General features: G+C 43.1%; 24 protein-coding genes and 1 other RNA gene. 5 read left to right on the top strand and 20 right to left on the bottom strand.

Annotation, left to right across the window (positions count from 1 at the left end):
• Positions 1-74 precede the first annotated feature (74 nt).
• On the bottom strand, positions 75-623 hold the full coding sequence (locus GMD3S_RS0203765; protein ID WP_000623539.1) for a CvpA family protein: 549 nt from the start codon (positions 621-623) through the stop codon (positions 75-77).
• Positions 620-922: a cell division protein ZapA gene (gene zapA / locus GMD3S_RS0203760; protein WP_000002028.1), complete on the bottom strand. Its 303-nt coding sequence runs from the start codon at positions 920-922 to the stop codon at positions 620-622. The genes GMD3S_RS0203765 and zapA overlap by 4 nt, the downstream gene beginning before the upstream one ends.
• An 86-nt stretch (positions 923-1,008) precedes the next feature.
• Between zapA and rnhC the strand changes: the two genes are divergently transcribed.
• The 3 genes from rnhC to recD2 all read left to right on the top strand — a co-directional run bounded on the left by rnhC (position 1,009) and on the right by recD2 (position 5,007).
• The gene (gene rnhC / locus GMD3S_RS0203755) at positions 1,009-1,890 is read left to right on the top strand and encodes a ribonuclease HIII (RefSeq protein ID WP_000146901.1); all 882 of its coding nucleotides are present in this window, start codon (positions 1,009-1,011) and stop codon (positions 1,888-1,890) included.
• Positions 1,891-1,893: 3 nt separating this feature from the next.
• Positions 1,894-2,508 (top strand): signal peptidase I, encoded by a 615-nt coding sequence (lepB, locus tag GMD3S_RS0203750; RefSeq protein ID WP_001048171.1) that lies wholly within the window; start codon positions 1,894-1,896, stop codon positions 2,506-2,508.
• Positions 2,509-2,637: 129 nt separating this feature from the next.
• Positions 2,638-5,007 carry an SF1B family DNA helicase RecD2 gene (recD2, locus tag GMD3S_RS0203745; RefSeq protein WP_000454452.1) on the top strand — a complete coding sequence of 790 codons (2,370 nt, stop codon included), beginning with the start codon at positions 2,638-2,640 and terminating at the stop codon, positions 5,005-5,007.
• Between the two features lie 47 nt (positions 5,008-5,054).
• Here recD2 and tig read toward each other — a convergent pair whose 3' ends face one another.
• The 18 genes from tig to GMD3S_RS0203660 form a co-directional block, all read right to left on the bottom strand.
• A complete protein-coding gene (gene tig / locus GMD3S_RS0203740; RefSeq protein ID WP_000116504.1) occupies positions 5,055-6,338 on the bottom strand; it encodes a trigger factor in 1,284 nt (427 codons plus the stop codon).
• 92 nt (positions 6,339-6,430) lie between these two features.
• A complete protein-coding gene (locus GMD3S_RS0203735; RefSeq protein WP_000050038.1) occupies positions 6,431-7,087 on the bottom strand; it encodes a DNA alkylation repair protein in 657 nt (218 codons plus the stop codon).
• Entirely contained in the window at positions 7,088-7,720 is a 633-nt protein-coding gene (locus tag GMD3S_RS0203730; RefSeq protein ID WP_000698451.1) for a response regulator transcription factor, read from the bottom strand.
• Between the two features lie 10 nt (positions 7,721-7,730).
• Positions 7,731-8,729 carry a sensor histidine kinase gene (locus GMD3S_RS0203725; protein WP_000744929.1) on the bottom strand — a complete coding sequence of 333 codons (999 nt, stop codon included), beginning with the start codon at positions 8,727-8,729 and terminating at the stop codon, positions 7,731-7,733.
• On the bottom strand, positions 8,726-9,424 hold the full coding sequence (gene liaF, locus GMD3S_RS0203720) for a cell wall-active antibiotics response protein LiaF (RefSeq protein ID WP_000714487.1): 699 nt from the start codon (positions 9,422-9,424) through the stop codon (positions 8,726-8,728). Before liaF ends, GMD3S_RS0203725 begins: the two co-directional genes overlap by 4 nt.
• A 166-nt stretch (positions 9,425-9,590) precedes the next feature.
• Positions 9,591-10,592, bottom strand: a complete 1,002-nt coding sequence (fni, locus tag GMD3S_RS0203715) for a type 2 isopentenyl-diphosphate Delta-isomerase (protein WP_000210647.1) — start codon at positions 10,590-10,592, stop codon at positions 9,591-9,593.
• Complete coding sequence (locus GMD3S_RS0203710) at positions 10,576-11,583, bottom strand: phosphomevalonate kinase (protein WP_000562445.1); 1,008 nt, start codon at positions 11,581-11,583, stop codon at positions 10,576-10,578. Before GMD3S_RS0203710 ends, fni begins: the two co-directional genes overlap by 17 nt.
• Positions 11,570-12,523 (bottom strand): diphosphomevalonate decarboxylase, encoded by a 954-nt coding sequence (mvaD, locus tag GMD3S_RS0203705; protein ID WP_000375374.1) that lies wholly within the window; start codon positions 12,521-12,523, stop codon positions 11,570-11,572. Before mvaD ends, GMD3S_RS0203710 begins: the two co-directional genes overlap by 14 nt.
• Positions 12,505-13,383, bottom strand: coding sequence for a mevalonate kinase (mvk, locus tag GMD3S_RS0203700; RefSeq protein WP_000163294.1), 879 nt, complete (start codon positions 13,381-13,383; stop codon positions 12,505-12,507). Before mvk ends, mvaD begins: the two co-directional genes overlap by 19 nt.
• 117 nt (positions 13,384-13,500) lie before the next feature.
• Positions 13,501-14,520, bottom strand: coding sequence for a choline-binding protein CbpC (gene cbpC / locus GMD3S_RS0203695; protein WP_000771065.1), 1,020 nt, complete (start codon positions 14,518-14,520; stop codon positions 13,501-13,503).
• Positions 14,521-14,537: 17 nt separating this feature from the next.
• Positions 14,538-15,422, bottom strand: a complete 885-nt coding sequence (locus GMD3S_RS0203690; RefSeq protein ID WP_008275060.1) for an N-acetylmuramoyl-L-alanine amidase family protein — start codon at positions 15,420-15,422, stop codon at positions 14,538-14,540.
• Between the two features lie 99 nt (positions 15,423-15,521).
• Positions 15,522-16,211, bottom strand: coding sequence for a response regulator transcription factor (locus GMD3S_RS0203685; protein ID WP_000517998.1), 690 nt, complete (start codon positions 16,209-16,211; stop codon positions 15,522-15,524).
• 11 nt (positions 16,212-16,222) lie between these two features.
• Positions 16,223-17,647: an NADP-dependent phosphogluconate dehydrogenase gene (gene gndA / locus GMD3S_RS0203680; RefSeq protein WP_000158763.1), complete on the bottom strand. Its 1,425-nt coding sequence runs from the start codon at positions 17,645-17,647 to the stop codon at positions 16,223-16,225.
• Between the two features lie 75 nt (positions 17,648-17,722).
• Positions 17,723-19,168: a cell division site-positioning protein MapZ gene (gene mapZ, locus GMD3S_RS0203675; protein WP_000039246.1), complete on the bottom strand. Its 1,446-nt coding sequence runs from the start codon at positions 19,166-19,168 to the stop codon at positions 17,723-17,725.
• Positions 19,169-19,180: 12 nt separating this feature from the next.
• Entirely contained in the window at positions 19,181-20,338 is a 1,158-nt protein-coding gene (locus GMD3S_RS0203670; protein ID WP_000662899.1) for a THUMP domain-containing class I SAM-dependent RNA methyltransferase, read from the bottom strand.
• An 83-nt stretch (positions 20,339-20,421) separates the two neighbouring features.
• An RNA gene (gene rnpB / locus GMD3S_RS10655) (RNase P RNA component class B) lies at positions 20,422-20,803 on the bottom strand.
• 20 nt (positions 20,804-20,823) lie between these two features.
• On the bottom strand, positions 20,824-21,153 hold the full coding sequence (gene gpsB / locus GMD3S_RS0203665) for a cell division regulator GpsB (RefSeq protein WP_000146523.1): 330 nt from the start codon (positions 21,151-21,153) through the stop codon (positions 20,824-20,826).
• Positions 21,154-21,222: 69 nt separating this feature from the next.
• Complete coding sequence (locus GMD3S_RS0203660) at positions 21,223-21,750, bottom strand: DUF1273 domain-containing protein (protein ID WP_000199580.1); 528 nt, start codon at positions 21,748-21,750, stop codon at positions 21,223-21,225.
• 66 nt (positions 21,751-21,816) lie between these two features.
• Between GMD3S_RS0203660 and recU the strand changes: the two genes are divergently transcribed.
• The gene (gene recU / locus GMD3S_RS0203655) at positions 21,817-22,413 is read left to right on the top strand and encodes a Holliday junction resolvase RecU (protein ID WP_000248755.1); all 597 of its coding nucleotides are present in this window, start codon (positions 21,817-21,819) and stop codon (positions 22,411-22,413) included.
• A complete protein-coding gene (gene pbp1a / locus GMD3S_RS0203650; protein ID WP_001041840.1) occupies positions 22,410-24,578 on the top strand; it encodes a penicillin-binding protein PBP1A in 2,169 nt (722 codons plus the stop codon). The genes recU and pbp1a overlap by 4 nt, the downstream gene beginning before the upstream one ends.
• The last annotated feature ends 125 nt before the right edge of the window (positions 24,579-24,703 follow it).

The raw sequence follows: 24,703 nt of genomic DNA, 5'->3' as shown, positions 1-24,703 counted from the left end.
AGATTATAGCAACTAGGGGTTTTGACTTAGTCGTCCAATCTGTAAACAAAGGGCTAGGAAAAATCCCGCCCTTTTTATCCGATTAAATTTGTCACCCAGAGTTGTTTGATAAGGTTTGTCGTAAAAGGGACACTTTGGATGATGTGTTTGGCTACTATACTTTTTTCGAGTGAATTTTGAATGACTGCCAGAGGCACTGTTGCAAGGATGGTCAGAGCCATTTGCAAGACAAATAAGGTTACCAATAGAGACAAAAGGCCTGATCCGATACGCAACCATTTGACATCAAGCTTTTTAGTTGGAATCAAGTGCAGGAACAAACCGATAAAACGTCCGATAGTGTAGCAAATCCCAAAAACTAGAAGATAGGCTAGACCTGCATAAAAGACCTTGTCTAGATGAAAAAGCTGGTCTGAAGGGAAGAAAAAGGTGCCCTGTCCTTCCTGAGGATTGGCATAAGGGACAAGTAAGTGGAAGTGATCTCCCAATGATTTATAAAACTGTCCCGCAACAAAGGCTGAAATCACTGCCACGAGGAAATAATAAACTTGCAGGACCAAACCTCTACGGTAGCCGATGTAAAAGCCCCAAGCCAGAACCAATAAGAGTAGGATTGAAATCATAGGGAATCCTCAATCTTGCTCTGTTCTTGTTTGACAGCAATCAACTTGTGGCGGAGTTCTAACAACTCTTGCTCCTTGTCATCAAATTCAATCTCACGGTTGAGTTGTGTAGACAGACAATTGACCGCCAAAAGAAGCGCAATGGTTTCATCATCCGCCCCAGGCATTTGTTCTTTAATTGCTTGGTATTTCTCAGTCGCAACCTTGGCAATTTCCTCCATAAAGAGGTTGTCATGCTCGGTTGTTAAGGTTAATGTCTTTTTCCCGAATGTAAACTTATATCGATTTAGATTTGCCATAAAATTCACCTCACGATATTATACCAAATTTCGCTAACTTTGTCAGTTTTTACCAATTCTCCTGCTTTTGTGGTACAATAGAGACTATGGCAAGTATCACACTCACACCAAGTGAACAGGAAATTCAGAGCTTTTTAAGTCAGTATCAGAAGGCTCTCAGTCCTAGTAAAAATCCTTATATTCGCTATTTTTTGAGACTGCCTCAGGCAACGGTTTCCATCTATACTTCTGGAAAAGTCCTCCTTCAGGGCGAAGCTGCTGAGCAGTACGCCAGTTTCTTTGGCTATCAAGTTGTAGAGGAAACCAGTGGACAAGATTTCCCTATGATTGGGACTGATGAGGTGGGAAATGGTTCCTACTTTGGTGGGCTGGCTGTTGTGGCTTCCTTCGTGACACCTGACCAGCACGACTTCTTGCGAAAACTCGGTGTGGGGGATTCCAAGACTCTGACAGACCAAAAGATTCGTCAGATTGCCCCTATCCTCAAGGAAAAAATCCAGCACCAAGCGCTCCTCCTTTCACCGAGCAAGTACAACGAAGTTATCGGAGAGCGTTACAATGCTGTTTCTGTAAAGGTTGCCCTTCACAATCAGGCTATCTTTCTCCTGCTTCAAAAAGGAGTCCAGCCAGAAAAAATCGTGATTGATGCTTTTACAAGCCCTAAAAACTATGACAAGTACTTGGCGCAAGAAGCCAACCGTTTTCCAAACAAAATTAGCTTAGAAGAAAAAGCCGAGGGAAAATACCTGGCTGTTGCAGTTAGCTCCATCATTGCGCGTGATCTCTTCCTCGAAAACTTGGAAAATCTTGGACGAGAACTGGGCTACCAACTGCCAAGTGGCGCTGGAACTGCATCTGATAAGGTTGCAAGCAAAATCCTTCAAGCCTATGGTATGAAGGGACTTCATTTCTGCGCCAAACTGCATTTTAAAAACACTGAAAAAGCCAAAACACTTCTAGAAAGGTAAATTATGAATTTGTTTAAAACATTTCTAAAAGAATGGGGAGTTTTCTTCCTGATTATCGCACTGGTCGGTCTTAGCCGTATCTTTCTTTGGAGCAATGTCCGTGTAGAAGGACACTCGATGGACCCTACCCTAGCTGACGGAGAAGTTCTCTTCGTTGTTAAACACCTCCCAATTGACCGCTTCGACATTGTAGTTGCGCATGAGGAAGAAGGAAATAAAGACATTGTCAAAAGGGTCATCGGTATGCCTGGAGATACCATCCGCTACGAAAATGACAAACTCTTTATCAACGATAAAGAAACGGATGAACCCTACCTAGCTGAATACCTCAACTTGTTCAAAACAGAAAAGTTGCAAAATACCTATACTGGCAAAGGATTTGAAGGAAACAAAGGAGTCTACTTTAGAGAACTTGCTCAAAAAGCACAAGCCTTTACGGTCGATGTCAATTCCAATACCAGCTTCAGCTTTACTGTCCCTCAAGGCGAGTACCTTCTTCTTGGTGACGATCGTCTAGTCTCTAGCGACAGCCGCCATGTTGGTACCTTCAAGGCTAGCGAAATCAAAGGCGAAGCAAAATTCCGTTTCTGGCCACTTAACCGTATCGGAACTTTTTAAGATAAGGAAGAGGCCGAGAATGCTAAGTCTCAGTCTCTTTTTCTATTGCGAGAAGAAGGACTTTTAGTCTCCTAGCTTGTTGAAAGAAGCTAAGGGTCCAACTCTCACGAACTCATGTAAAGGAAACCTATGGAAGTTTATTTTTCAGGCACCATTGAACGGATTATTTTTGAAAATCCCAGTAATTTTTATCGCATTCTCCTCCTAGATATCGAAGATACGGACGCGGAGGACTTTGACGATTTTGAAATCATCGTTACAGGAACCATGGCTGATGTAATTGAGGGTGAAGACTATACTTTTTGGGGGCAAATCATTCAGCACTCCAAGTATGGAGAACAGCTTCAGATCAGCCGTTATGAGCGGGCAAAACCAACTAAAAATGGGCTAGTCAAGTACTTTTCTAGTAGCCATTTCAAAGGAATTGGTCTCAAAACGGCCCAAAAAATCGTTGATAGCTATGGTGAAAATACCATTGACGAAATTCTGGAACATCCTGAAAAGCTGGAAAGTATTGCAGGACTCTCTGCCAAAAACCGTGAGGCTTTTGTTTCCACCCTCCGTCTCAACTACGGAACAGAGATGGTCTTGGCAAAACTAGCTAACTACGGCATTCCCAATAAACTAGCCTTTCAGATTCAAAACTTTTACAAGGAAGAAACGCTGGATATTGTCGAAAACTATCCCTACCAGTTGGTTGAGGATATCAAGGGATTGGGCTTTACCATTGCTGACCAATTAGCCGCCGAACTAGGCATCGAAAGTCAAGCCCCTGAACGTTTCCGTGCTGGCCTTGTCCACAGTCTTTTTCAGGGATGTATGGATACGGGCAATACCTATATGGAAGCCCGAGATTTGCTGGAACAGACCCTGACTCTCCTCGAGTCTTCCCGTCCCGTGGAACTCGATCCCAGCCAAGTAGCTCAGGAATTATCTCATTTGATTGAAGAAGACAAGGTTCAGCAGATTGATACCAAAATCTTTGATAATAGCCTCTTTTTCGCTGAAGAAGGCATCCGCAGTCACTTGGTTCGTATCCTTGAAAAAGGAAAACAAAAGAGTCATGATTTGGAAACCATTCAAAAGCATATCGCTAGCGTCGAGAAAGAACTGGGTATCCAATACGATAGTATCCAAAAGCAAGCTATCTGTGATGCTATCCAGAACAAGGTCTTTATCCTAACAGGTGGACCTGGTACTGGTAAGACGACTGTTATCAATGGGATTATCGCTGTTTATGCCCTCTTAGAAGGGCTTGATCTCAGGAAGAAAAGCAGTCTGCCGATTCTTCTAGCAGCTCCAACTGGTCGAGCGGCTCGGCGCATGAATGAATTGACAGGTTTGCCTAGCGCGACCATCCACCGCCATTTGGGAATGACGGGTGATGATGATACCAGCCATCTGGAAGATTATCTGGATGCCGATTTTATCATTGTAGATGAGTTTTCCATGGTGGATACTTGGCTAGCTAACCAACTCTTCTCCAACATCTCTTCTAACAGTAAAATACTCATCGTGGGCGATAGCGACCAGCTACCTTCTGTTAGTCCCGGACAAGTCCTGGCTGACCTGCTCCAGATACCCCTGATTCCTCAGACTCGTTTGGAACGGATTTACCGTCAGAGTGAAGAATCAACTATCGTCACCTTAGCTAGCCAGATTCGACAAGGCATCTTGCCAGCAGATTTCACCCAGAAAAAAGCTGATCGCTCCTACTTTGAAATCGCTAGTGGCCATATCCCAGCTACCATTGAAAAAATCCTCGGTGCTGCCCTCAGAAGTGGCATTCCGGCTCGCGATATTCAGGTGCTAGCGCCTATGTATCGAGGAACTGCTGGTATTGACGCCATCAACCAACTCATGCAAGACCTGCTCAATCCTCAGCAAAAGGGGCAAGTTAGCTTTGAAGCAACTCAGTGTCACTATCGAACAGGGGACAAGGTCATTCACCTAGTCAACGACGCTGAAGTCAATGTCTTTAATGGAGACCTAGGCTACATCACAGACCTAATTCCTGGTAAATACACCGAGTCCAAACAAGACGAGATTGTCATTGATTTTGATGGCAATGAGGTCATCTACCCACGTAACGAATGGTACAAGATTCGACTAGCCTATGCCATGAGTATTCATAAATCTCAGGGGAGTGAGTTTCCCGTTGTCATCCTGCCCATCACCAGTGCTAGCAAGCGCATGCTGGAGCGAAATCTCATCTACACAGCTATCACACGGGCCAAGAGCAAGCTCATCCTTCTTGGCGAATTACAGGCCTTTGACTATGCAGTCAAGCATATCGGGACTGCCCGCAAGACCTATCTGATTGAGCGTTTCAGTGATTTAATTGAAACTAATATTGAAGAAAGCAAACAAGCCTTCTCTGAAACTGCCACACCAAGTGACTCTGAACAATTCTACATCCTCACCGAGGAAAACTGGTCTAGCATCCCAGCCATGATCGGGATTACAGATGCAGACCTCAAAGAGATTTTTGGAAAATAGTGCAACAGAAAACCCACCTAGTCAGGTGGGCTTTTTCTCTTTTAAGATTATTTAACTGTTGCAGTGCTTGTGATCAATTCAACAGCTTTTTTGATAGTGATATCGTGTTTCAACATGTCAGCTGAAAGCAAGTTTTGTACTTGTGCAACTTCCATGTTGTAGTCTGCTGCCAATTGCTCGATTTCTTTTTGGATTTCTTCTTCTGAAGCGTCAAATCCTTCAGCCTTGGCAACTGCTTCGATAACAAGGTTAGTCTTCGTACGTGACTCAGCTTCTGCTTCGTATTGTTTGTGAAGGTCTTCTTGAGTAGTTCCTGTGATTTGGAAGTACATGTCAGGGTTGATACCTTGGCGTTGCAAGTTTCCAAGGAATTCATTTACTGAACGGTGAACTTCTTCATGGATCATTTCTTCTGGAAGTTCTACGATTTCAGCGTTTTCTACAGCTTTATCGATTGCTGCACCTTCAACGGCATCTTTGTAAGCTTCTTCTTTCGCAGCAGTCAATTCTTTGCGGTATTTTTCTTTCAATTCGTCAAGAGTTTCCACTTCTTCGTCGATATCTTTTGCAAGTTCATCATCAAGAGCTGGAACTTCTTTAGCTTTTACTTCGTGGATAGTTGTTACGAATTTAGCTTCTTTACCTGCAAGGTCTTCTGCTTGGTAGTCTTCTGGGAATGTTACGATAACATCAACAGTTTCGCCAGCTGAGTGACCTACCAATTGGTCTTCGAAACCAGGGATGAATTGACCTGATCCAAGTCCAAGTGAGAAGTTTTCACCTTTTCCACCGTCAAATTCAACACCATCGATAGAACCAACGAAGTCAATCACAACAGTGTCGCCATTTTCAGCAGCGCCTTCTTTGATAACCAATTCAGCCAAGTTGTTGCGTTCGCGTTCGATACGTTCTTCAACGTCAGCGTCAGTTACTTCTTTTTCTACATCTACTGATACTTCAAGGTTTTTGTAGTCGCCCAATTTTACTTCAGGTTTTGTCACGACTTCAGCTGTGATAACCCAGTCTTGACCTTTTTCCATTGAAGTCACGTCAATTTTTGGTTGAGCAACCACTTCAAGACCAGCTTCTTTTACTGCAGCTTCATAAGCGTTTGGCAAAAGTGCGTTCATTGCATCTTGATAAAGAGCTTCTTCACCAAATTTTTGGTCGAAGATAGGGCGTGGAAGGTGACCTTTACGGAAACCAGGAACGTTAAGAGTTTTCTTTACTGAGTTAAATACACGGTCCAATTCTGGTTTGATTTGGTCTTGAGAGATTGTGAAAGTCAAGACACCACGGTTTGTTTCTTTGTTTTCAAATGATACAGACATTCTGTCATTTCTCCTTAAAATTTTTTAAATACAGTCTATTATAGCATAAACCACGGTTAATTTTCAAGTAATGAATGCGCTTTTCAATGATGCTAAAGGTACTTGCTTGCTTCCCTGATACTGAGTTCAGCCATTCTTTCCCTGTTTTTTTCGATGAAGCTTGCTACCCATTCCGGATTGGTTTTGGAGTAGTCTCTTAGGGCCCAACCGATGGCTTTGTTGATAAAAAATTCGGTCTGGTCCAGATTATTGAGCAGGATCTTTTCCATTAGTTGAACATCCGTCTTCTCTTTTCTTAACAACTGGTGGTCAATAGCGACTCGCCTCAGCCAGATATTGTCTGATAGGCTCCATTTGAGGATGATTTCTCCCAGTTCTGGCTTGTCATATACCAAACTTCCTACTACTCGGTCTAGGATATCTACTGTGTCCCACCAGGATTTGGTTACGACTAGACGCTCAAGCTTAGGCAAATCGTTCTCCGTCAAATAAGACTGCATAGCTTTCAAATAGTTGGCAGCCACATATTGATATTCTCTAGCATCCTTTTCCCAGCAAGTGTCTACAAAATCCCAATAGATGAGCTTTGTTTTTTTCGCACTTGGAAAGTATTTTTTGTAGAGGGCATTTCTTTCAGGAGCTGCAATACCTAAAAAGGAAAATTGGTATCGCATATAGGCTTCCATTGGGCCTGCTTTCTCAGGATCTTTCGCCGCTTCTAGCTCCTCAAGTAAATCTGCAAGACTCATCTAAAAGTCCTCCCGCCCTACCAAGTGGTGTTGAAAGGCATAGACCGCAGCCTGGGTGCGATCGCTGACCTCAAGCTTGGCTAGAATGTTGGATACATGGGTCTTGACCGTCTTGAGGGAGATAAAGAGTTCATCTGCAATGCGCTGATTTTCGTAGCCCTTGGCAATCAGTTGAAGCACATCTCGTTCACGCGCAGTCAGATCCTCATGAAGTTCCATATGATTGCGGTGGTATTCGACCTTCTTGCTGACCTCTTGTTCAATAGCAAGCTCTCCAGCAGCAACCTTACGAACAGCGTGCAGCAATTCGTCTGCACTAGAAGTCTTGAGCATATAACCTTTGGCACCCGCATTCAAGACAGGCATGATTTTTTCATTGTCTAGGTAAGAGGTCACAATCAAAATCTTGGCTTCAGGCCATTCTTTGAGAATAGCCAGGGTTGCATCAATCCCATTCATCTCAGGCATGACAATATCCATGACAATGACATCTGGACGCAGTTCCAAGGCCAACTCAATACCTTGAGCCCCATTGGCAGCCTCGCCCACAACTTCCACATCGTCTTGGAGATTAAAATAGCTTTTCAAGCCCAATCGGACCATTTCATGGTCATCTACCAGTAAAATTTTCATCTCTACTCCTTTATGATTCCTTGTCTAGCAGGGGAATACGGATATCGACCGCCAGTCCTTGCTTAGGTGCTGTCAAGAGTTGAACCGTTCCTGCCATATCTTCAACCCGCTCCTTGATGTTTCGCAGTCCATAACTCAAGTCATCTAAACTCCCTAACTGGAAGCCAATCCCATTGTCCACCACCTTTAGTTGCAATTCAACATCTGTCTGATAGAGGTAGACATCTAAGCAAGATGCCTGGGCATGGCGGAGGGTATTGCTGATCAACTCCTGCAAAATACGAAAGATATGCTCTTCAATCTTCTTGGGCAATTTAGACACATTCTGCTTGAGACTAACCTTGAGATCACTCTTGTCCTCTAGCTCTTTTAAGAGGATTTGAATCCCCTCAACCAAACTCTTCTCTTCCAACTCAACAGGTCGCAAATGTAGGAGCAAGACCCGCAAATCTTTCTGGGCTGTTTCAAGGATAGCTGCAACACTTTGCAACTGGGTCTGCATCTTTTCTCTATCCAGCTTCAAAGCCTGCTGGCTGACACCTGATAAAATCATATGAGCCGCAAACAACTCCTGACTAACTGTATCGTGCAAGTCACGTGCAATCCGCTTTCGTTCCTTCTCGATGATTGCTTCTTCCTTGACCAGGCTTTGATTTTCAGCCTTTTGAACAGCCTCTGTCAAGAGGTTGAGCTTGCCAGACAAGGACTTAAAACTAGCATCCAAGTCTGGATCTGCAAAGGCAACCACCTCTTTTCCTGCTAGCAGTCGCTTGAGATTGACTTGCATTTTTCTGCGAGAGACTTCTTCTATCACGCGCCAAAAGAGGACAAAAAAGAATGTCATGGAAAGGCTAAAGACCAAGATCAAGAAGATGAGTTTCTCTGTTTTCTCGATATCCCGTAGCAAATAGGACCAGTCTAGTTCAAAAATATCAAGTAAACTATTAGTCAAAAAGAGGATAAAGAGGAAAGAAGTCAGGCCGATTAACAGATAAGATTGCTTTTTCATCCTCTGACCACCTCCACATCGCCAACCATAGTAGTTAGGAAAATCTTGACGCTCTTGTTACTCTTGAGGTAGTCTCTGGTTTCCTGATGATAATGTTCATTACGAAGGGCTCGCTTAGGCTGATGAAGGAAGGTAAGATCTCCATAGAGGCAGTTGACACTGAGACTGATTTCCACATCTACAGGTACGATAATCCTAGTCGTTCCGATCATCTTTCTAAGGATAATGACATTGTCATGATTGGTTAGGATAACTCTTTCCAAATGAATGGTGTCCTTGCCCATGAGGCGAAAGAGGTTGATATCATCAAATTGGCAGGTCTGGTGGCTAGAAAAATGATGGAGATTGCCAAACCAAGGATTGCGTTCATTTTTCACCGTTACCACCTCTTCAAAGACCAAGTCGGTCTCCTCTCTTTCTTGATTCATCATCGGATAGAGAAGAAAGAGACTGTATATGACCGCTACAAAGATGGCTAAAATCACAAAGGGATTGAGCATGACGATGAAAAAGAAAAGAATGGTTGCTACAAGGAGGAAAACGTTGTTGCCCTCTTTACCTGTATAATAACGAAGCAAAAGCAAAAAGAGGAATAGAATCAGCAGAAAACGCGAAAAATGCTCTGATACCATCAAAATCAGAGCTCCCGTCAAGAGACAGGCTTCGATAAATAAAAAGATTTGAAATTTTTTCATAGACGCATCCTCTCCCTTCTATTTTATCACAATTCAAAAAAGTCACCTCGGTCTGAGGATGGAAAAAGGCGATGGGACAGAAATCGCTCGTAGAAGCTAGGTTTCATCAACTCACCACAGTTGACAAAAGGCTACAAAAAAGGGCGGGATTCTTGTCCCGACCTCACTACATCTGATCTTTTGCTTCTTTTAGTTTACCATAAAGAATATAGTCTACGTTTTGCAGATCCGCTATGGTGGCACAGTTAAGGGCACACATGATCAAGCGTAAATCTTCTTTCCAGCCTTGGACAATGCTAATCACCTCTTCGACGGAGTAGGTTTCAATCAACTCAAGAACGGTACGTGACAGTCCTATAGCCTTGGCACCAAAGACCAGGCACTTAATCATATCAAGAGGATTTCGAACCCCTCCGCTGACCAAGAGTTCGACCTTTTCTTTCCAGTCTTGGGCATTGAGGAGGGCTTGCATGGTGGACTGGCCCCATTGATTGAGGTAATCACGCTGACCACTGCGACGGTTTTCGATATAAGCAAAGCTGGTACCACCACGACCCGACAGGTCAACCGTTCGAACACCCAATTCATAGGCTCGTTCGATGGTCTTCACATCCATCCCAAAACCTACTTCCTTGAGAATAATAGGAACGGGGATTTGCTTGCTATAGTCTGCCAGATGCGATTGCCAGCTTCGAAACTTTCTTTCTCCCTCTGGCATGAGCAATTCCTGCATAACATTGACGTGCACTTGTAAAAGAAGAGGATTCATCTCTTGCACAGTCTGAAGTCCCAACTCAACAGGCTTGTCCAAGCCAATATTGGTTCCAAGAAGGAGATTTGGATGGCTAGACTTGACAGAAAATGAATCATCTGTAGGATCCTTGAGGGCTGCGCTATAAGAACCCGTCACGAACAAAATCCCACAGGCTTCCGCCACCTGAGCTAGTTTTTGATTGATTTCTCGTCCTTTATCACTTCCACCTGTCATGGCATTGATATAAAAAGGAAAATCCCACTTTCGACCAGCAAATTCTGTGGAAAGATCGATTTCATCCAGGTCGTAAAGAGGCAAGGAAGAATGAATCAACTCCACCTCATCAAAGCTGTTATAGGAACTTTTCTGCTCAAGGGCATAGCGGATGTGCTCATCCTTACGATTTGTCGTCATGTCCTATCCTTTCTTGGTATAAGAGCTCAATCTCCAGATCGGCCCAACGATTTTTTAAGGTTTCAGTTGATTGCTCATCAAAACTCAAGGCAATCCCACAGTCACCACCACCAGCGCCACTACTCTTGGCAACAGCCTGCAAATCTTGACTGGCTTCTTTCAACTGTCTCAGCGAAGGTGTGTATATATCTAGGCTCAAGCCTTCTAAAAGCTGACTGGCTGTTTCCACCTGCTCGATAATTTTTTCTGCATTCCCCTGCTCCAAGGCTTCTACCAAAGCAGCAACCGTTGCTTTTGAGGAACTTAAAAAATTCTGGTCTATGTTTCGCTTGATTTGCTGGACCATTTGACTCGATACGGCTACTTCCTTGGTCCATCCAACTAGGAAATCACATTCTAGACCTGGTTTTACTTGTGAGATAGAAAAGCCCCAAGCACGCTCCAAAACTGTTGCCAAGCTTTCTTCTTCCAACCAAGTAGCTATCTTCTTTCGATCAAAAGACTGGTAGAGAACCAAATCCTCTGCCACAATACAGGCAAGGTCTCCCATAGAGCCATTGTCGCCTCGCTTGAGTAAGACCGCGCTAGCCAGCTTGAATAAGAGATCCTGATCAATTGAAAGATTATACAGAGCCAGCAGGGCCTTGATCACCAAGACAACGACGCTACCACTAGAACCCAGACCAAACTTTTTGCCTTCCCGTTCCATTTTGCCACGGATTTCCAAAGAAAAAGGTCTCAAGGTTTGCCCACGATAAACGAGGAAATCTCCCACTAAAGCAATCGTTTCTTGAATCAAACTGTAGTCAGGATTTGGCGTCAAGTCCACTGCAAAATCAAACAGATCTGAGTAGATACGGTAGCTGTCAGAAAAAGCAATCTCAGCCTTCATATAGATGGGGATGGCCTTTATCAAGGCCATCTGCCCTGGCTCTAGAATAGCATATTCACCTGCCCAATAAAGTTTTCCGCAAGTTTTAACAGCAATCATCTTGGCTCAAATCCTTTGTTTTTGACACAATCAAGCGGTAACGTTGACCAAAGACTTCTGACAAATGCTCCAAGTCTTTCTCCTGACAGAGAACCTTGACATTGGGGCCAGCATCCATGGTAAAGTAACAGGCTTCCCCTTGCTCACGAAGTTGACGGACAAAGTCCATGGCCTCATAAGTCGCATCCGTCAGATATGAAAAGGCTGGACTAGCAGTTTTGGTCGTAGCGTGCATGGCTAGGGCATTTTTCTCAGTCAATTCCCCAACTTTGGTAAAGTCATTTTCCTTGAGATAAAGCAGCATATCTTGATAATCTTTCTCAGACTGACGCACCCAGTCATCAAAGGTCGTCGAGGTTTCCACACAGAGTTTCATCCCATCACGGCTAGAGATTGGTTTTTTCTTGTCCTCTAGCACCAACATGATCATGGCTAGTTTCAAGTCTGTCTCTACAGGGTAAATTTCCCCACTATCCTTGTCCCAGGCCCCTAGTGGTCCATAAAAACTCCGAGAAGAAGAGCCTGAGGCAAACTTAGCCTCCTGCGCCAACTGGCTCCGATTCAAACCAAGCTGAAAATAAGCATTGCAAGCCTTGACCAAGGCGGACAAACCGCTAGAACTGGAGGATAAACCCGCTGCAGTCGGCATGTTGTTTTGGGTATCGATACGGACAAAACCCTCACCTGCTGGACGATAGCGGTCGATGATTTTGCTCATCTTGGCATGCTCCGCCTCATTTTGGAGCTGACCATTGATATAAAAGGCATCCGCCGTCGCATGGGCTTGTAGAGGCGACAAGGTCGTCTCTGTATACATATTTTCCAAAGTCAGAGAGATACTGCTAGTAGCAGGAACCATCTCTTTTTCTTTTTTCTTTCCCCAGTATTTGATAATGGCAATATTTGCGTAGGAACGTACTGTTACAGGCTTTCGATCCATGTCTGAACAGCTCCTTTCTCTTCTAATCGTTTTGCTAGTTCTTCTGCTTGATCCAGATTGGCTGCCAAGGCGATAATACAGCCTCCTAGCCCACCACCGCTCATCTTGGCACCCAGAGCTCCGTAGCTAAGAGCCGTTTCAACGAGGGAATCTGCCTCAGGGCTGCTGACACCAATTTCTTTTAAATGTAAATGCGCTTGACTGAGGATTTGTCCCAGTTTTTCAGCATCTTTTGTTTTTATCGCATCTTCTGCCTGCTGGGTCAATTCTCCCAAGGCATGCAAAAACGGTAGGGCATCCTTCCCCTTGCTTTGAACTACTTGGATAGCTTCACGAGTGTGACCATACACGCCCGTATCTGCAATGACCAAATAAGCGGATAGATCCATCTTAAGCTCTGTAAATCCAAGGTTCTTGATAAAGCGAATAGGCTTGTCGCTGAGACAGGTCTTAGCATCCAAACCACTCGGATTCATATGGGCAATCATCTCAGCCCGATTGACCAGGATTTCCAATACATCATGAGGCAGGTCGGCTTGGTAGTAGTCAAATACCGCACGAATAGCTGCTATGCTGATAGCAGCTGACGAACCCATTCCCCGTTTTTCAGGGATAGCCGAGTCAATCACACATCGAATGCAGGCTTCTTTGATATCCAAATACTCCAGCGAAGCATAAACTGCCATGGACAAGGTATCCTCCTCATAAAGACGCCACGGGCTTTCAGCAGGGACCACCTTACAAGTCACTTCCACCTCTATGAGAGGCAGAGAAATAGCAGGATAGCCGTAGACTACCGCATGCTCCCCTATTAAAATAATCTTACTATGTGCCTGACCGACACCAACTTTTTTTGTCATGTTTTCCTTTAACCAGACGGAAAGACCGTCTCATTTCATACAGTAGTATTTTCTCCTATCTATTTTATTATATTTTCACAAAAAAAGCGATTGTTTCCTTCACAATCGCCTCTTTCATTATTGAACCCATTCGCCATTATAGTCGACAGAATAGCCTTCTACAGTCGTATTCACTGCTAAGGCACCTGAACTATAAGCGTAGTACCATTTGCCATTAACCTGGAACCAGCCTGTCTTCATATCGCCATTACTTGCGTTTAGATAATACCAAGTCGAGCCTTCCTGATACCAGCCAGTCGCCATAGATCCTGATGAACGGAGGTAGTACCACTTGTTCCCAAGGTATTGCCAGCCCGTTTTCATATCACCATTTTCAGCATCTAAATAGTACCAAGTTGAGCCTTCCTGATACCAACCAGTTGCCATGGCTCCTGATGAACGGAGATAGTACCATTTATTACCAAGATGTTGCCAACCTGTTTGCATGATGCCAGTTGTTGGATCTAAGTAGTACCACGGAGCAGGTTTGCTTCTATCAATACCAAAAGTAACATGGAAATCTTGAGTCCAACCCTTAGCAACTTCACCAATTGGTAGTGGATTGTAAGAATCATCGCCAGAAATTCCTAGCTTATTTAAATAATACCAATTACCGTCTTCATAAGTCCAACCTGTCTTTACAGCATAATTATTATCAAAATAATAAGTTCTCTTTTCAGGAGATGGAGGATATTGTTCACCATATACTTTTCCTGTATTTTCAGACGTTTTTGCCTCTAGTACTTGTTTATCTGTTTGTTCTAGCAAAGCACCATCTGAGCTAAAATAATACCATTTTTGTTGGAGTCCGATTTCATTAACTGGTTGGTTATCTAATAAATTATCACGATAACCTGTTCCAGGAATTTCTAAGTATTGCCATCCAACTACCATTTCTCCTTTATCACCAAAATAGTAAGTTTTACCGTCTATTTTATGCCAATAGATTGCTTTATGATCATCTTTTACATAATATTTTCTATTATCCTTATCAACAAATTGGCCACCTGTTATGTCCGCAAATACAGTATTAGTAGCTAGCAAACCAAAGAAAAATGTTGCTAGTGCGACTTGCATCATTTTTTTCAAAAGCTTCATTTGTATCTCCTCCAACATTAAATCCACTCACCAGATGAAGCAAAGTTATAAACTTTACCATCGATAGTTTGGCTACCTGTAACCATTGCTCCAGAGGAATTGAGATAATACCAGTTTCCATTTACTTTTGTCCAACCTGTCTTCATATCTCCATTACTTGCATTTAGGTAGTACCAAGTTGAACCATCTTTCACCCAACCAGTTGTCATAGCTCCTGATGAACGGAGGTAGTACCACTTATTGCCAAGTTGCTTCCAACCAGTTTGCATGATACCAGTTGTTGGATCTAGATAGTACCAAGCTGAACCATCGTTTATCCAACCTGCACGTCTTTCACCACCAATATAGTTTTCTCCATTAATTTCCGTTTTAGCTAGATAATACCAATTAGACTGGTCATAAAGCCAACCTGTCTTTAAAGAATGATTTTGATTAAAGTAATAGTTCGTGTAAAAACTCTTCTCTTCTTTATCTTCCGGATTTGTACGTTTTTCCCCATACTTTCTTCCAACACTGTCTTTAGTTTTAATCTCTAATGCTTTCCAACCAACAAACTCTTGTAGCACTCCATTTTTATCGAAGTAGTACCACTCTGGCATTGGGGAACCTTCTAATCTTATGCCATTAGGGTAAGGACCAATTGTATATCCTTTAACTGGCATTGGAATGTATTGCCAACCAACAACCATTTCACCATTATAATCAAAATAATAGGTCTTGCCATCAATCACTCGCCAGTCCGTTTCTTTGATGTCACCCTTCTTGTAGTAGGTTCTACCATTTTCTTGGACAAATTGCCAGCCTTCTGAATCAGCATCATCCGCAAAGACGGTGCTTGTCGCTAGCAAAGCAAAGAAAAAGACGGCTAGTCCAACTTGCATCATTATTTTAAATCTTTTCATTAGATCTTTCCTCCATAACTGATTGTAGCAAAGACTTTATTGTATGTCAATATATAGAAATTTCTCAAAAAAAGCAGTTACACAACTGCAACTGCTTTTCTATTCTTGCATGGTGTACCCAACACCACGCACGGTTTTAATGTAGCTTTTTTGACCTTTTACATCAAGCTTGCTACGTAGATAACGGATATAAACATCCACGATATTGGTTTCTGTCGCACTTTCGTACTTCCAGACACTTTCCAACAACTGCTCACGAGTCAAGACCTTCTTGCTTCCCATGAGAGTAGCCAAAAGGTCATACTCACGGCGCGTTAGAGCAATCATCTCCTCGCCACGATAAACGGTATGATGTTCTACATCCATACGCAAATTGCGGTAAGACGTTGGGACCTTCATCTGACTACAGTGTTGGTCGATAAAGTCCCGACCTCGGAAAATCGCTGAAATACGAGCCACCAGCTGATCAATAATCACTGGCTTATAGATGTAAGAAACGGCGAAGCGCTGGATTGTCTCAATCTGGTCTTGCAATTCTTCGCGATGGTCCAAGACCATAATCACTGAGGCAGGTTTTGTCCGACTCAGCCTCTCTGCAAAATCCTGGGCCGTCATATCCCCCAGACGAGCATTCAGTAAAATCAAGTCATAATCTGTCTGGAGAGCCATGGAGAGGGCTTTTAGCCCCTCCTCGACCAGATCAACACGGTATTGCTCTTTTTGGAGTTCCAGACTGAGAAAATGAGCGAGATTTCGTTCTTTCTCAAGTAATAAAATCCGTTTCCCCATGGCAGACCTACTTATTTTTCGTCATACCAAGAGTAGTGGAATGTTCCTTCTTTGTCTTTACGTTGGTAAGTGTGGGCACCAAAGTAGTCACGTTGCGCTTGGATCAAGTTAGCTGGAAGGTCTGCTGAACGGTAGCTATCAAAGTAAGTAATAGCTGCTGAGAAAGTTGGCACTGGTACACCAGCTTGAACAGCAAGAGCTACGATATCGCGCACTGCTTGTTGGTACTTGGCAGTAACATCCAAGAAGTACTCATCCAAGAGAAGGTTAGCAAGATCAGCATCGCGGTTGTAGGCATCTGTGATCTTTTGCAAGAAACGAGAACGGATGATACAGCCATCACGCCAGATAGAGGCGATGTCCGCAAATGGCAAGTTCCAGTTGTTTTCTTTAGAAGCTACACGCAATTGAGCAAAACCTTGTGCGTATGAAATGATTTTTGAGAAGTAAAGGGCTTGACGGATCTTTTCGATCAACTCAGCTTTGTCACCTTCAAATTTGAAATCAGCTGGTTTTGGAAGGACCTTGCTAGCATGTACACGCTCTTCTTTGTATGTGGAGATGTAGCGGGCAAATACTGACTCAGTAATCAGTGACAATGGCACACCAAGGTCAAGAGCTGATTGGCTAGTCCATTTACCAGTTCCTTTGTTTCCTGCAGCATCCAGGATGTAGTCTACGATTGGTCCATCTTGACCTTCATCGTCTTTACGGCTCAAGATATCAGCTGTGATTTCGATCAAGTAGCTGTCCAACTCTCCCTTGTTCCACTCAGTAAAGATTGCAGCCATATCTTCTGCAGAAAGGCCAAGCAAGTGTTGCATCAAGTCATAGCTTTCTGCGATCAATTGCATATCACCATACTCGATACCGTTGTGGACCATCTTCACATAGTGACCAGCTCCATCAGGACCGATGTAAGTCACACATGGTTTTCCATCTTCTGGTGCTTTTGCAGAGATTTCTTCAAGAACATCAGCTACCAATTCGTAGGCTTCTTTTTGTCCACCAGGCATGATAGAAGGACCTTCAAGGGCACCCTTTTCACCACCAGAAACACCTGTACCGATAAAGTTGATCCCTGAGTTTGCTAGTTCTTCATTACGACGGATAGTATCTTTGTAGAAAGTGTTTCCTCCATCGATCAAGATATCACCCTTGTCAAGGTGGGGAAGAAGAGCTTGGATAGTTGCGTCTGTACCAGGTCCTGCTTGAACCATCAGCATGATACGACGAGGTTTTTCGATTGAGTTTACAAAGCTTTCCACGTCATAGCTTGGCACAAAGTTCTTTTCAGGATGGCAAGCAATTACGTCTTCTGTTTTTTCTTTACTACGGTTGTAAATGGCAACTGTATAACCACGAGATTCGATATTTAGGGCAAGGTTACGACCCATTACGGCCATACCAACGACACCAAAGTTAGCTTTTGTCATGTGACACTCCTCTTGTTTAATATGTTTTATTTTATCATTTTTACCTATGAAAGGAAAGAATTTTGTAACGGAGTCCTAGTAGTCCAAGTCATCTGCATGACCAGAACCATTCCCTACAAAGTAACCTGTCTTACAGTTGAGGGTGAAGAGATAGGTTCCATCTGGTTTATAGAGGTTGTAATAACCATTTCCGTTTACGATATTGACACGTTCTAGGATATATTGATTCCCAGTGATATAGCCACGAGCACGTGATGTTGCTAGGACTTGTTCCAATACACCATCCGCAAAGGTCCAAGCAGGGTTGTTGCTATCATCTACAGCTGATTGGTTGTACGGTACACGACTAGCACTTCTTTGAAGATTAACCCCATCGCCAGACAAACCACCATTTGTGTCTCTAGCTGGTGCCGTAGTGCTGGTTGAAGGTGTCGTACCGCTTGCATTGCTTTCTGTAGCTGAACTTGAGCTTGCTTGACTCGTGCTAGAGCTTGAACTTGAGCTGGAAGCACTGGTTTGTTGGCTCTTGCCAAGACTAATGGCCTTATCCAAGAGTTTGTCTAGTTCTGTGTTGCCTGTCTTAATTTCTGTAAATTTAGCGTCCGCTTTGGCTTTCGCATTGGTATCCAAGACACCGTCCGTAATAGCTGGGCTTTCAAAGAGGGCATTAACATCTTGAATGGCCTTGATTTGAGTTGCTAGGCTATCATATCTTGACTTAGCTAGTGTATAATCACGGCTACCTTCTAACTTATCTAGCAAGGTTTTCAGTTGGCTCAATTTATCAAACTGGCTGTTTTTCAGAGCAGTCTTATTAGCATCTGTATAGAAAGTATCATAGAGATCATTGAAGTCTTTCAAAGCTGTTTGTGTCCCTTGATCATCCGAAGAGGCTGATTGAGAAGACTGGATTTCTTGGTTTGAACGAGATACTTGACGGTAGACATAATATGTTCCAGCAAGCACAAGGATTGCAGCTACTACCGAAGCAATGATGATGACACCTTTCTTCTTAGAGCCTGTTTCAGGTTCTGTTTGAGCCGAACGTGATAGAGGTGTATAGGTCTCCTCTTCTTGTTCCTCATTTATTTGCTTGGGCTCTGTTTCTGTTAAAACGAGAGGCTCTATTTCAGCATTTTCTTCATCTTGAAGTGGTGGAACAAACTGAGTAGTCTCTTCATTTTCTATCTCTTCAATAGATTCCTCAGCAACCAGGTCTGAATCGTCTACCTGATCAGAAGATTCACTTGATTCACGAACTTCTTGGATCATTTCCTCTAGGTTTTGAGTAGAAGTCAGTTCTTCTTTTTTAAACTGACGAGTTTCAAACTTGTCAGCTTCAATCTCTTCACGGTGTTGTTTGATGTATTTGTCTAAGATACTGTCCTCAGGCAATACTCCAGCCTCCACCTCTTCATTCTTACGAATGACTTGACCAACAGTCAAGTCTTTTGCTTCGTCAAAGTCGAATTGTGGTTCTTGATGTCCTTTTTTATGACGATCACGTCTTTTCTTACTCATGAGTTCACCTTTCTATTTTACCTCTTGGCGTTTGACACGCTGACCAAAGTATTGATACAAATCCACTTTTAAGGTCCCATTATAGAGTTTTCGTTTTTTATCAGCTGGACTTCCGTACTTACTTTCAAAAGCTTCGTCACTTGTCAGGATAAACTTACTCCACGTTTTCAGTGGTGCAAAGACCTGTCCCATCTCAGCATAGAGCTTGGTAACTCCTGCATCATCAGACAAACGTTCCCCATATGGTGGATTGGAAATGATAACGCCATTAATCTTGTCTGTGCGTAAGTCCTGCACCCGCATTTGCTTAAAGGTGATATCACCTGCGACACCTGCTGCTTGAGCATTTGCCTTGGCAATTTCCACCATGCGAGCATCGATATCACAGCCCATAATGTCCAGCTCAAGTTCACGATCCATTTTCTTAGCCGCCTCTGTGCGAACCTCCTGGATTAGCCGATCGCTGACCCAGTTCCATTCTTCAAAAGCAAAGGAACGGCGAAGTCCTGGAGCCATCTTTCTAGCAATCATAGCCGCCTCGATACAGAAAGTTCCTGAACCACAGGTCGGATCAATCAAGGGCTTGTCTGGATACCAATTAGATAGTTGTAAAATGGCCGCCGCCATATTTTCCTTGATTGGCGCTCCACCCTTTTCCGTACGATAACCACGTTTAAAGAGACTGGATCCTGTCGTGTCAATCATGACAGTTGCCACATCTTTCAGGATAGATACCTCGATCTTAAACTCGGGACCAGTCTCCATCAAGGGAACTCCTTCTGGGCGGGCATAGTGTTTTTGTAATTTCTTCACAACAGCCTTCTTGGAAATAGCCTGAACACTAGGCTCGTTGTGGAGTTTAGACTTCACACATTTTGCCTTTGATATCGGGAAACGTGCTCCTAGCGGGAGATAGTTTTCCCAATCTAGAGCAAAAACACCTTGAAAAAGCTCTTCAAAAGTCTTAGCAGGAAAACTTCCGACTACAATCTTGATGCGATCCGCTGCACGAAGCCAAAGATTGGTCTCGATGATTGCCTTCACATCTCCTTGAAAGCGGACACGCCCATTTTCAACCTGGCAATCATAACCAAGGTCTCGCACCTCACGTCCAACGACAGCCTCAAGACCCGCCGCAGCAGTTGCGATTATATTAAATTGTTCTTTCATTTCTAGTCTTGCAAGACCTTTCTCTTGTTCACTTTAAAAAATGAGGTTGAGAAAGATTTCTCAGCCCCAACCTATATGCAATTTTCTATAAGCCATGTTTTGTTCCAGAAGTGACTAGGACCACTTCCTTCGATAATCATCTGTCTACCGCTAACAGCATAAATCTGCTAGCAGTCAGAGTACTACGTTCGTTTCCGTGCACTCCATGCCCCGACCAAAATTTGGGTTGCTAGCTTGAGGGGTTTACCGCGTTCCACTCTCTCTGTTTCCAGAAAGACTCCGTCACTGTGGCACTTTCAAGCCTATTCTGACCTATCCGAAGACTTAGCCATTTCGACTGCCGTAACGATTTCTCGTCCCTAGGCTTATGGATTCGCCTAGCACAAACACTACAGGCATCACAGCCTGTGCTAGCATGGACTTTCCTCATGAAAAGAGAAACTCTTCACGCGATTATCCAAAAATTGCACTCATTCCTTAGTCAATTATAAATCTTGGTTGTCTAAGATTTGCTTACCAAATACTTCTTTTTCGAGACGATTTAAGCGTTTCAAAATATCAAAGTTTGTCATTGAAGTAGAAGCTGTTACTTCAATAGAATCTGGTTGAGTTGGCGCTACCTGTGGTTTATGAGATAATTCTTCCTTCAAATCAGCAATCTCTTGACGAAGGGATTTGACCAAAGCTGCGTAGGTTTCATAATCCTTAATCACATCGTCTAGGAATTCATCTACCTCTGCTTTGCTGTATCCACGTACTTCACGTCCAAATTCTTGTTCAAAAATATCTTTCGCTGAAAATATAATACTTGCCATGTCTCTCTCCATTCTGGGTTGCTAGTATTATTATATAAAAAAAGACAAGTAAAAATCAAGGTCAAAGGCTTACTTTTCAGAAAAATTTTCTACTATTTCATTCAAGTCCTCAAATGTTAATCTTCTTGTAACATAGTCCGCTTGATTTTTCATCATTTGGTAAAAATATCGTAACTTGGTTTCGTTTTCTTCGTCGTAAAAAAGGTAACAAGTATCTGTATTTTCCAGCAGAAATTTCTGATAATCGCGTAATTGTCCCTTGTGCTCATATTGTGGATAGGCGTATTTGACAAAATCAACTAGCTTGAACTCACTCAATTTCGCTTGATTTGCTTCATTCCAATTACTGCCATGGGTTTCAAAATCAAAAATGGTCGCCAGCTGAAATCCATAGTCTGCTTTCATGTCTTTCGCTACCTGAAGCGCCCAGTACTCAAAGCCCAAAGTCCCTGTAAAGACAAGCCAGGTCACCCCATCCTCTGCTAGACGTTCCAGGTCTCTCCGAATGGCTGTTTTGATAATATCAACGCGAATATCCTTGTCATTAAAGAGACCAAGGTCGAAGGCTGAATAGCCTAAAATCAAGGCTGATGTCATTTTTAACCCTTTCTTTGTAAATTTATGATATAATAGAGTGATGTTATTGTACCAATAAGGAGAATTATGGTCAACTATCCACATAAAATTTCATCTCAAAAGAGGCAAGCACTCCTGTCACAAACTAAAAATTTCGCAAATCGGGGAATGTCTTTTGAAAAGATGATCAATGCTACGAACGACTACTATTTGTCGCATGGGTTAGCTGTTATTCATAAGAAACCGACTCCCATCCAAATCGTACGTGTCGACTATCCCCAACGAAGTCGTGCCAAGATCGTTGAAGCCTACTTTAGACAAGCCTCAACTACTGACTATTCAGGGGTTTATGATGGATACTACATCGACTTTGAAGCAAAGGAAACCAGGCAAAAACATGCGATACCGATGAAGAATTTTCATCTCCATCAGATCCAGCATATGGAACAAGTCCTTGCCCAGCAAGGAATCTGCTTTGTACTCCTTCACTTTTCTTCTCAGCAAGAAACCTACTTATTGCCGGCTATTGACCTCATCCGTTTCTATCATCAAGATAAGGGACAGAAGTCAATGCCACTTGGATATATTCGAGAAAATGGATATAGGATTGAGCCTGGTGCCTTTCCTCAAATTCCCTACCTCGACATTATCAAAGAACATTTACTAGGTGGTAAAACAAGATGAACAAACAAACTTTTCTGCGAATAGCTAAGTATGTCAGTATCAGTCTCTTAACTGTATTTATCGCAGCTGTAATGCTTGGTGGAGGTCTCTTCCTCTACTATGTTAGCAAGGCTCCCGAACTTTCTGAAAGTAAACTAGTTGCTACAACGTCAAGTAAGATCTATGATAGCAATGACGAGCTTATCGCTGATCTTGGATCGGAACGTCGAGTCAATGCCCAAGCAAACGAAATACCGACCGATTTGGTCAACGCTATTGTTTCGATTGAGGACCATCGCTTCTTTAATCACCGAGGAATCGACACGATCCGTATCCTAGGTGCTACCCTACGAAACCTTCGTGGTGGTGGAGGTCTGCAAGGAGCTTCCACCTTGACACAGCAGTTGATCAAGTTAACCTATTTCTCTACGTCAACTTCTGATCAAACTCTTTCTCGTAAGGCTCAGGAAGCTTGGTTAGCCGTTCAGTTAGAACAAAAAGCGACTAAACAAGAGATCTTGACCTACTACATCAACAAGGTTTACATGTCAAACGGTAATTACGGAATGCAGACAGCTGCCCAAAGTTACTATGGCAAGGATCTCAAAGATCTAAGTATTCCTCAACTGGCTCTCCTTGCTGGTATGCCTCAGGCTCCAAACCAGTATGATCCATACTCGCATCCAGAAGCTGCTCAAGAACGTCGTAATCTCGTCCTCTCTGAGATGAAGGGGCAAGGTTACATTTCAGCTGAGCAATATGAAAAAGCGATTAATACTCCGATTACAGATGGACTTCAAAGTCTAAAATCAGCTAATAGTTATCCTCCATACATGGACAACTATCTCAAAGAGGTAATCGATCAAGTCGAACAAGAAACAGGCTACAACCTCTTAACAACTGGTATGGACGTCTACACCAACGTTGATCCTAAAGTTCAACAACATCTCTGGGATATCTACAATACCGACGAGTATGTCAACTATCCTGACGATGAAATGCAAGTAGCTTCAACGATTGTGGATGTGACAAATGGGAAAGTTATTGCTCAGTTAGGTTCTCGTCACCAATCAAGCAATGTTTCCTTCGGAATCAACCAAGCTGTTGAAACCAACCGTGACTGGGGTTCTACCATGAAGCCGATCACAGACTATGCTCCTGCCTTGGAGTATGACATCTACGACTCAACTGCTTCGATTGTACATGATGTTCCTTACAACTATCCTGGAACAGATACCCCTGTTTACAACTGGGATAGAAGTTATTTTGGAAACATCACCATCCAATATGCGCTCCAACAATCACGGAACGTTACAGCCGTAGAAACCTTGAACAAAGTCGGTTTGGATAGAGCCAAGACCTTCCTAAATGGAATCGGTATTGACTATCCGGATATGCACTATGCCAACGCGATTTCAAGTAACACGACTGAGTCAAACAAAAAGTACGGAGCAAGTAGTGAGAAAATGGCTGCTGCTTACGCTGCTTTTGCTAACGGTGGTATCTACCATAAACCAATGTATATCAATAAAATCGTCTTTAGCGATGGTAGCTCAAAAGAATACGCTGATCCTGGTACTCGTGCCATGAAAGAGACGACCGCCTATATGATGACAGAAATGATGAAGACTGTCTTAGCATACGGAACGGGTCGTGGTGCTTATCTCCCTTGGCTACCTCAAGCTGGTAAGACTGGTACATCAAACTATACAGACGATGAAATTGAAAACTACATCAAAAATACTGGTTATGTAGCTCCAGACGAAATGTTTGTTGGTTATACTCGCAAATATTCAATGGCTGTGTGGACAGGTTACTCAAACCGCCTTACTCCTATCGTTGGTGATGGCTTCTATGTTGCAGCTAAGGTCTACCGTTCAATGATGACTTATCTGTCTGAGGATAACAACCCTGGCGACTGGACCATGCCAGAAGGCCTCTACCGAAGTGGTGAGTTCGTCTTTAAAAACGGTGCTCGTTCTGCATGGACTGCTCCTGCTCCGCAACAGGCCCCAACACCAGAAAGTTCGAGCTCGACATCAGAAAGTTCAACTTCACAGTCAAGCTCAACTACTCCAAGCACGAATAATAGTGCAAACAATAATACCAATAACCAGCAACCAAATACAACGCCTGGTCAACAAAACCAGAACCAAAATCAGAATCCTCAACCAGCACAACCATAACATTTATCACCCAGAGTTTTCTGGGTGATTTTTTCATAGCACTATTGCATTTATGTGCTTAACAAAAGCCTGAGAAGATGTCTTCTCAGGCTTTTTCTGTACTATAAACCTCATTGGGAAAGATA

It is taken from the genome of Streptococcus sp. GMD3S (assembly GCF_000298695.2).
Taxonomy (GTDB): Bacteria; Bacillota; Bacilli; order Lactobacillales; family Streptococcaceae; genus Streptococcus.
The sequence above is the reverse complement of the archived record's forward strand: the minus strand, read 5'-3'. Positions and strand labels throughout refer to the sequence as shown.

Excerpts from the sequence above, each read along its gene's own strand:
- GMD3S_RS0203725 (WP_000744929.1), bottom strand. The coding sequence starts at position 8,729 with ATGAAAAAGCAATCTTATCTGTTAATCGGCCTGACTTCTTTCCTCTTT.
- lepB (WP_001048171.1), top strand. The coding sequence starts at position 1,894 with ATGAATTTGTTTAAAACATTTCTAAAAGAATGGGGAGTTTTCTTCCTG.
- GMD3S_RS0203735 (WP_000050038.1), bottom strand. The coding sequence starts at position 7,087 with ATGAGTCTTGCAGATTTACTTGAGGAGCTAGAAGCGGCGAAAGATCCT.
- GMD3S_RS0203710 (WP_000562445.1), bottom strand. The coding sequence starts at position 11,583 with ATGATTGCTGTTAAAACTTGCGGAAAACTTTATTGGGCAGGTGAATAT.
- rnhC (WP_000146901.1), top strand. The coding sequence starts at position 1,009 with ATGGCAAGTATCACACTCACACCAAGTGAACAGGAAATTCAGAGCTTT.
- tig (WP_000116504.1), bottom strand. The coding sequence starts at position 6,338 with ATGTCTGTATCATTTGAAAACAAAGAAACAAACCGTGGTGTCTTGACT.
- GMD3S_RS0203685 (WP_000517998.1), bottom strand. The coding sequence starts at position 16,211 with ATGGGGAAACGGATTTTATTACTTGAGAAAGAACGAAATCTCGCTCAT.
- fni (WP_000210647.1), bottom strand. The coding sequence starts at position 10,592 with ATGACGACAAATCGTAAGGATGAGCACATCCGCTATGCCCTTGAGCAG.
- pbp1a (WP_001041840.1), top strand. The coding sequence starts at position 22,410 with ATGAACAAACAAACTTTTCTGCGAATAGCTAAGTATGTCAGTATCAGT.
- mvk (WP_000163294.1), bottom strand. The coding sequence starts at position 13,383 with ATGACAAAAAAAGTTGGTGTCGGTCAGGCACATAGTAAGATTATTTTA.
- GMD3S_RS0203670 (WP_000662899.1), bottom strand. The coding sequence starts at position 20,338 with ATGAAAGAACAATTTAATATAATCGCAACTGCTGCGGCGGGTCTTGAG.
- GMD3S_RS0203765 (WP_000623539.1), bottom strand. The coding sequence starts at position 623 with ATGATTTCAATCCTACTCTTATTGGTTCTGGCTTGGGGCTTTTACATC.
- GMD3S_RS0203690 (WP_008275060.1), bottom strand. The coding sequence starts at position 15,422 with ATGAAAAGATTTAAAATAATGATGCAAGTTGGACTAGCCGTCTTTTTC.
- mvaD (WP_000375374.1), bottom strand. The coding sequence starts at position 12,523 with ATGGATCGAAAGCCTGTAACAGTACGTTCCTACGCAAATATTGCCATT.
- recD2 (WP_000454452.1), top strand. The coding sequence starts at position 2,638 with ATGGAAGTTTATTTTTCAGGCACCATTGAACGGATTATTTTTGAAAAT.
- cbpC (WP_000771065.1), bottom strand. The coding sequence starts at position 14,520 with ATGAAGCTTTTGAAAAAAATGATGCAAGTCGCACTAGCAACATTTTTC.
- mapZ (WP_000039246.1), bottom strand. The coding sequence starts at position 19,168 with ATGAGTAAGAAAAGACGTGATCGTCATAAAAAAGGACATCAAGAACCA.
- liaF (WP_000714487.1), bottom strand. The coding sequence starts at position 9,424 with ATGAAAAAATTTCAAATCTTTTTATTTATCGAAGCCTGTCTCTTGACG.
- recU (WP_000248755.1), top strand. The coding sequence starts at position 21,817 with ATGGTCAACTATCCACATAAAATTTCATCTCAAAAGAGGCAAGCACTC.
- gndA (WP_000158763.1), bottom strand. The coding sequence starts at position 17,647 with ATGACAAAAGCTAACTTTGGTGTCGTTGGTATGGCCGTAATGGGTCGT.
- GMD3S_RS0203660 (WP_000199580.1), bottom strand. The coding sequence starts at position 21,750 with ATGACATCAGCCTTGATTTTAGGCTATTCAGCCTTCGACCTTGGTCTC.
- GMD3S_RS0203730 (WP_000698451.1), bottom strand. The coding sequence starts at position 7,720 with ATGAAAATTTTACTGGTAGATGACCATGAAATGGTCCGATTGGGCTTG.
- zapA (WP_000002028.1), bottom strand. The coding sequence starts at position 922 with ATGGCAAATCTAAATCGATATAAGTTTACATTCGGGAAAAAGACATTA.
- gpsB (WP_000146523.1), bottom strand. The coding sequence starts at position 21,153 with ATGGCAAGTATTATATTTTCAGCGAAAGATATTTTTGAACAAGAATTT.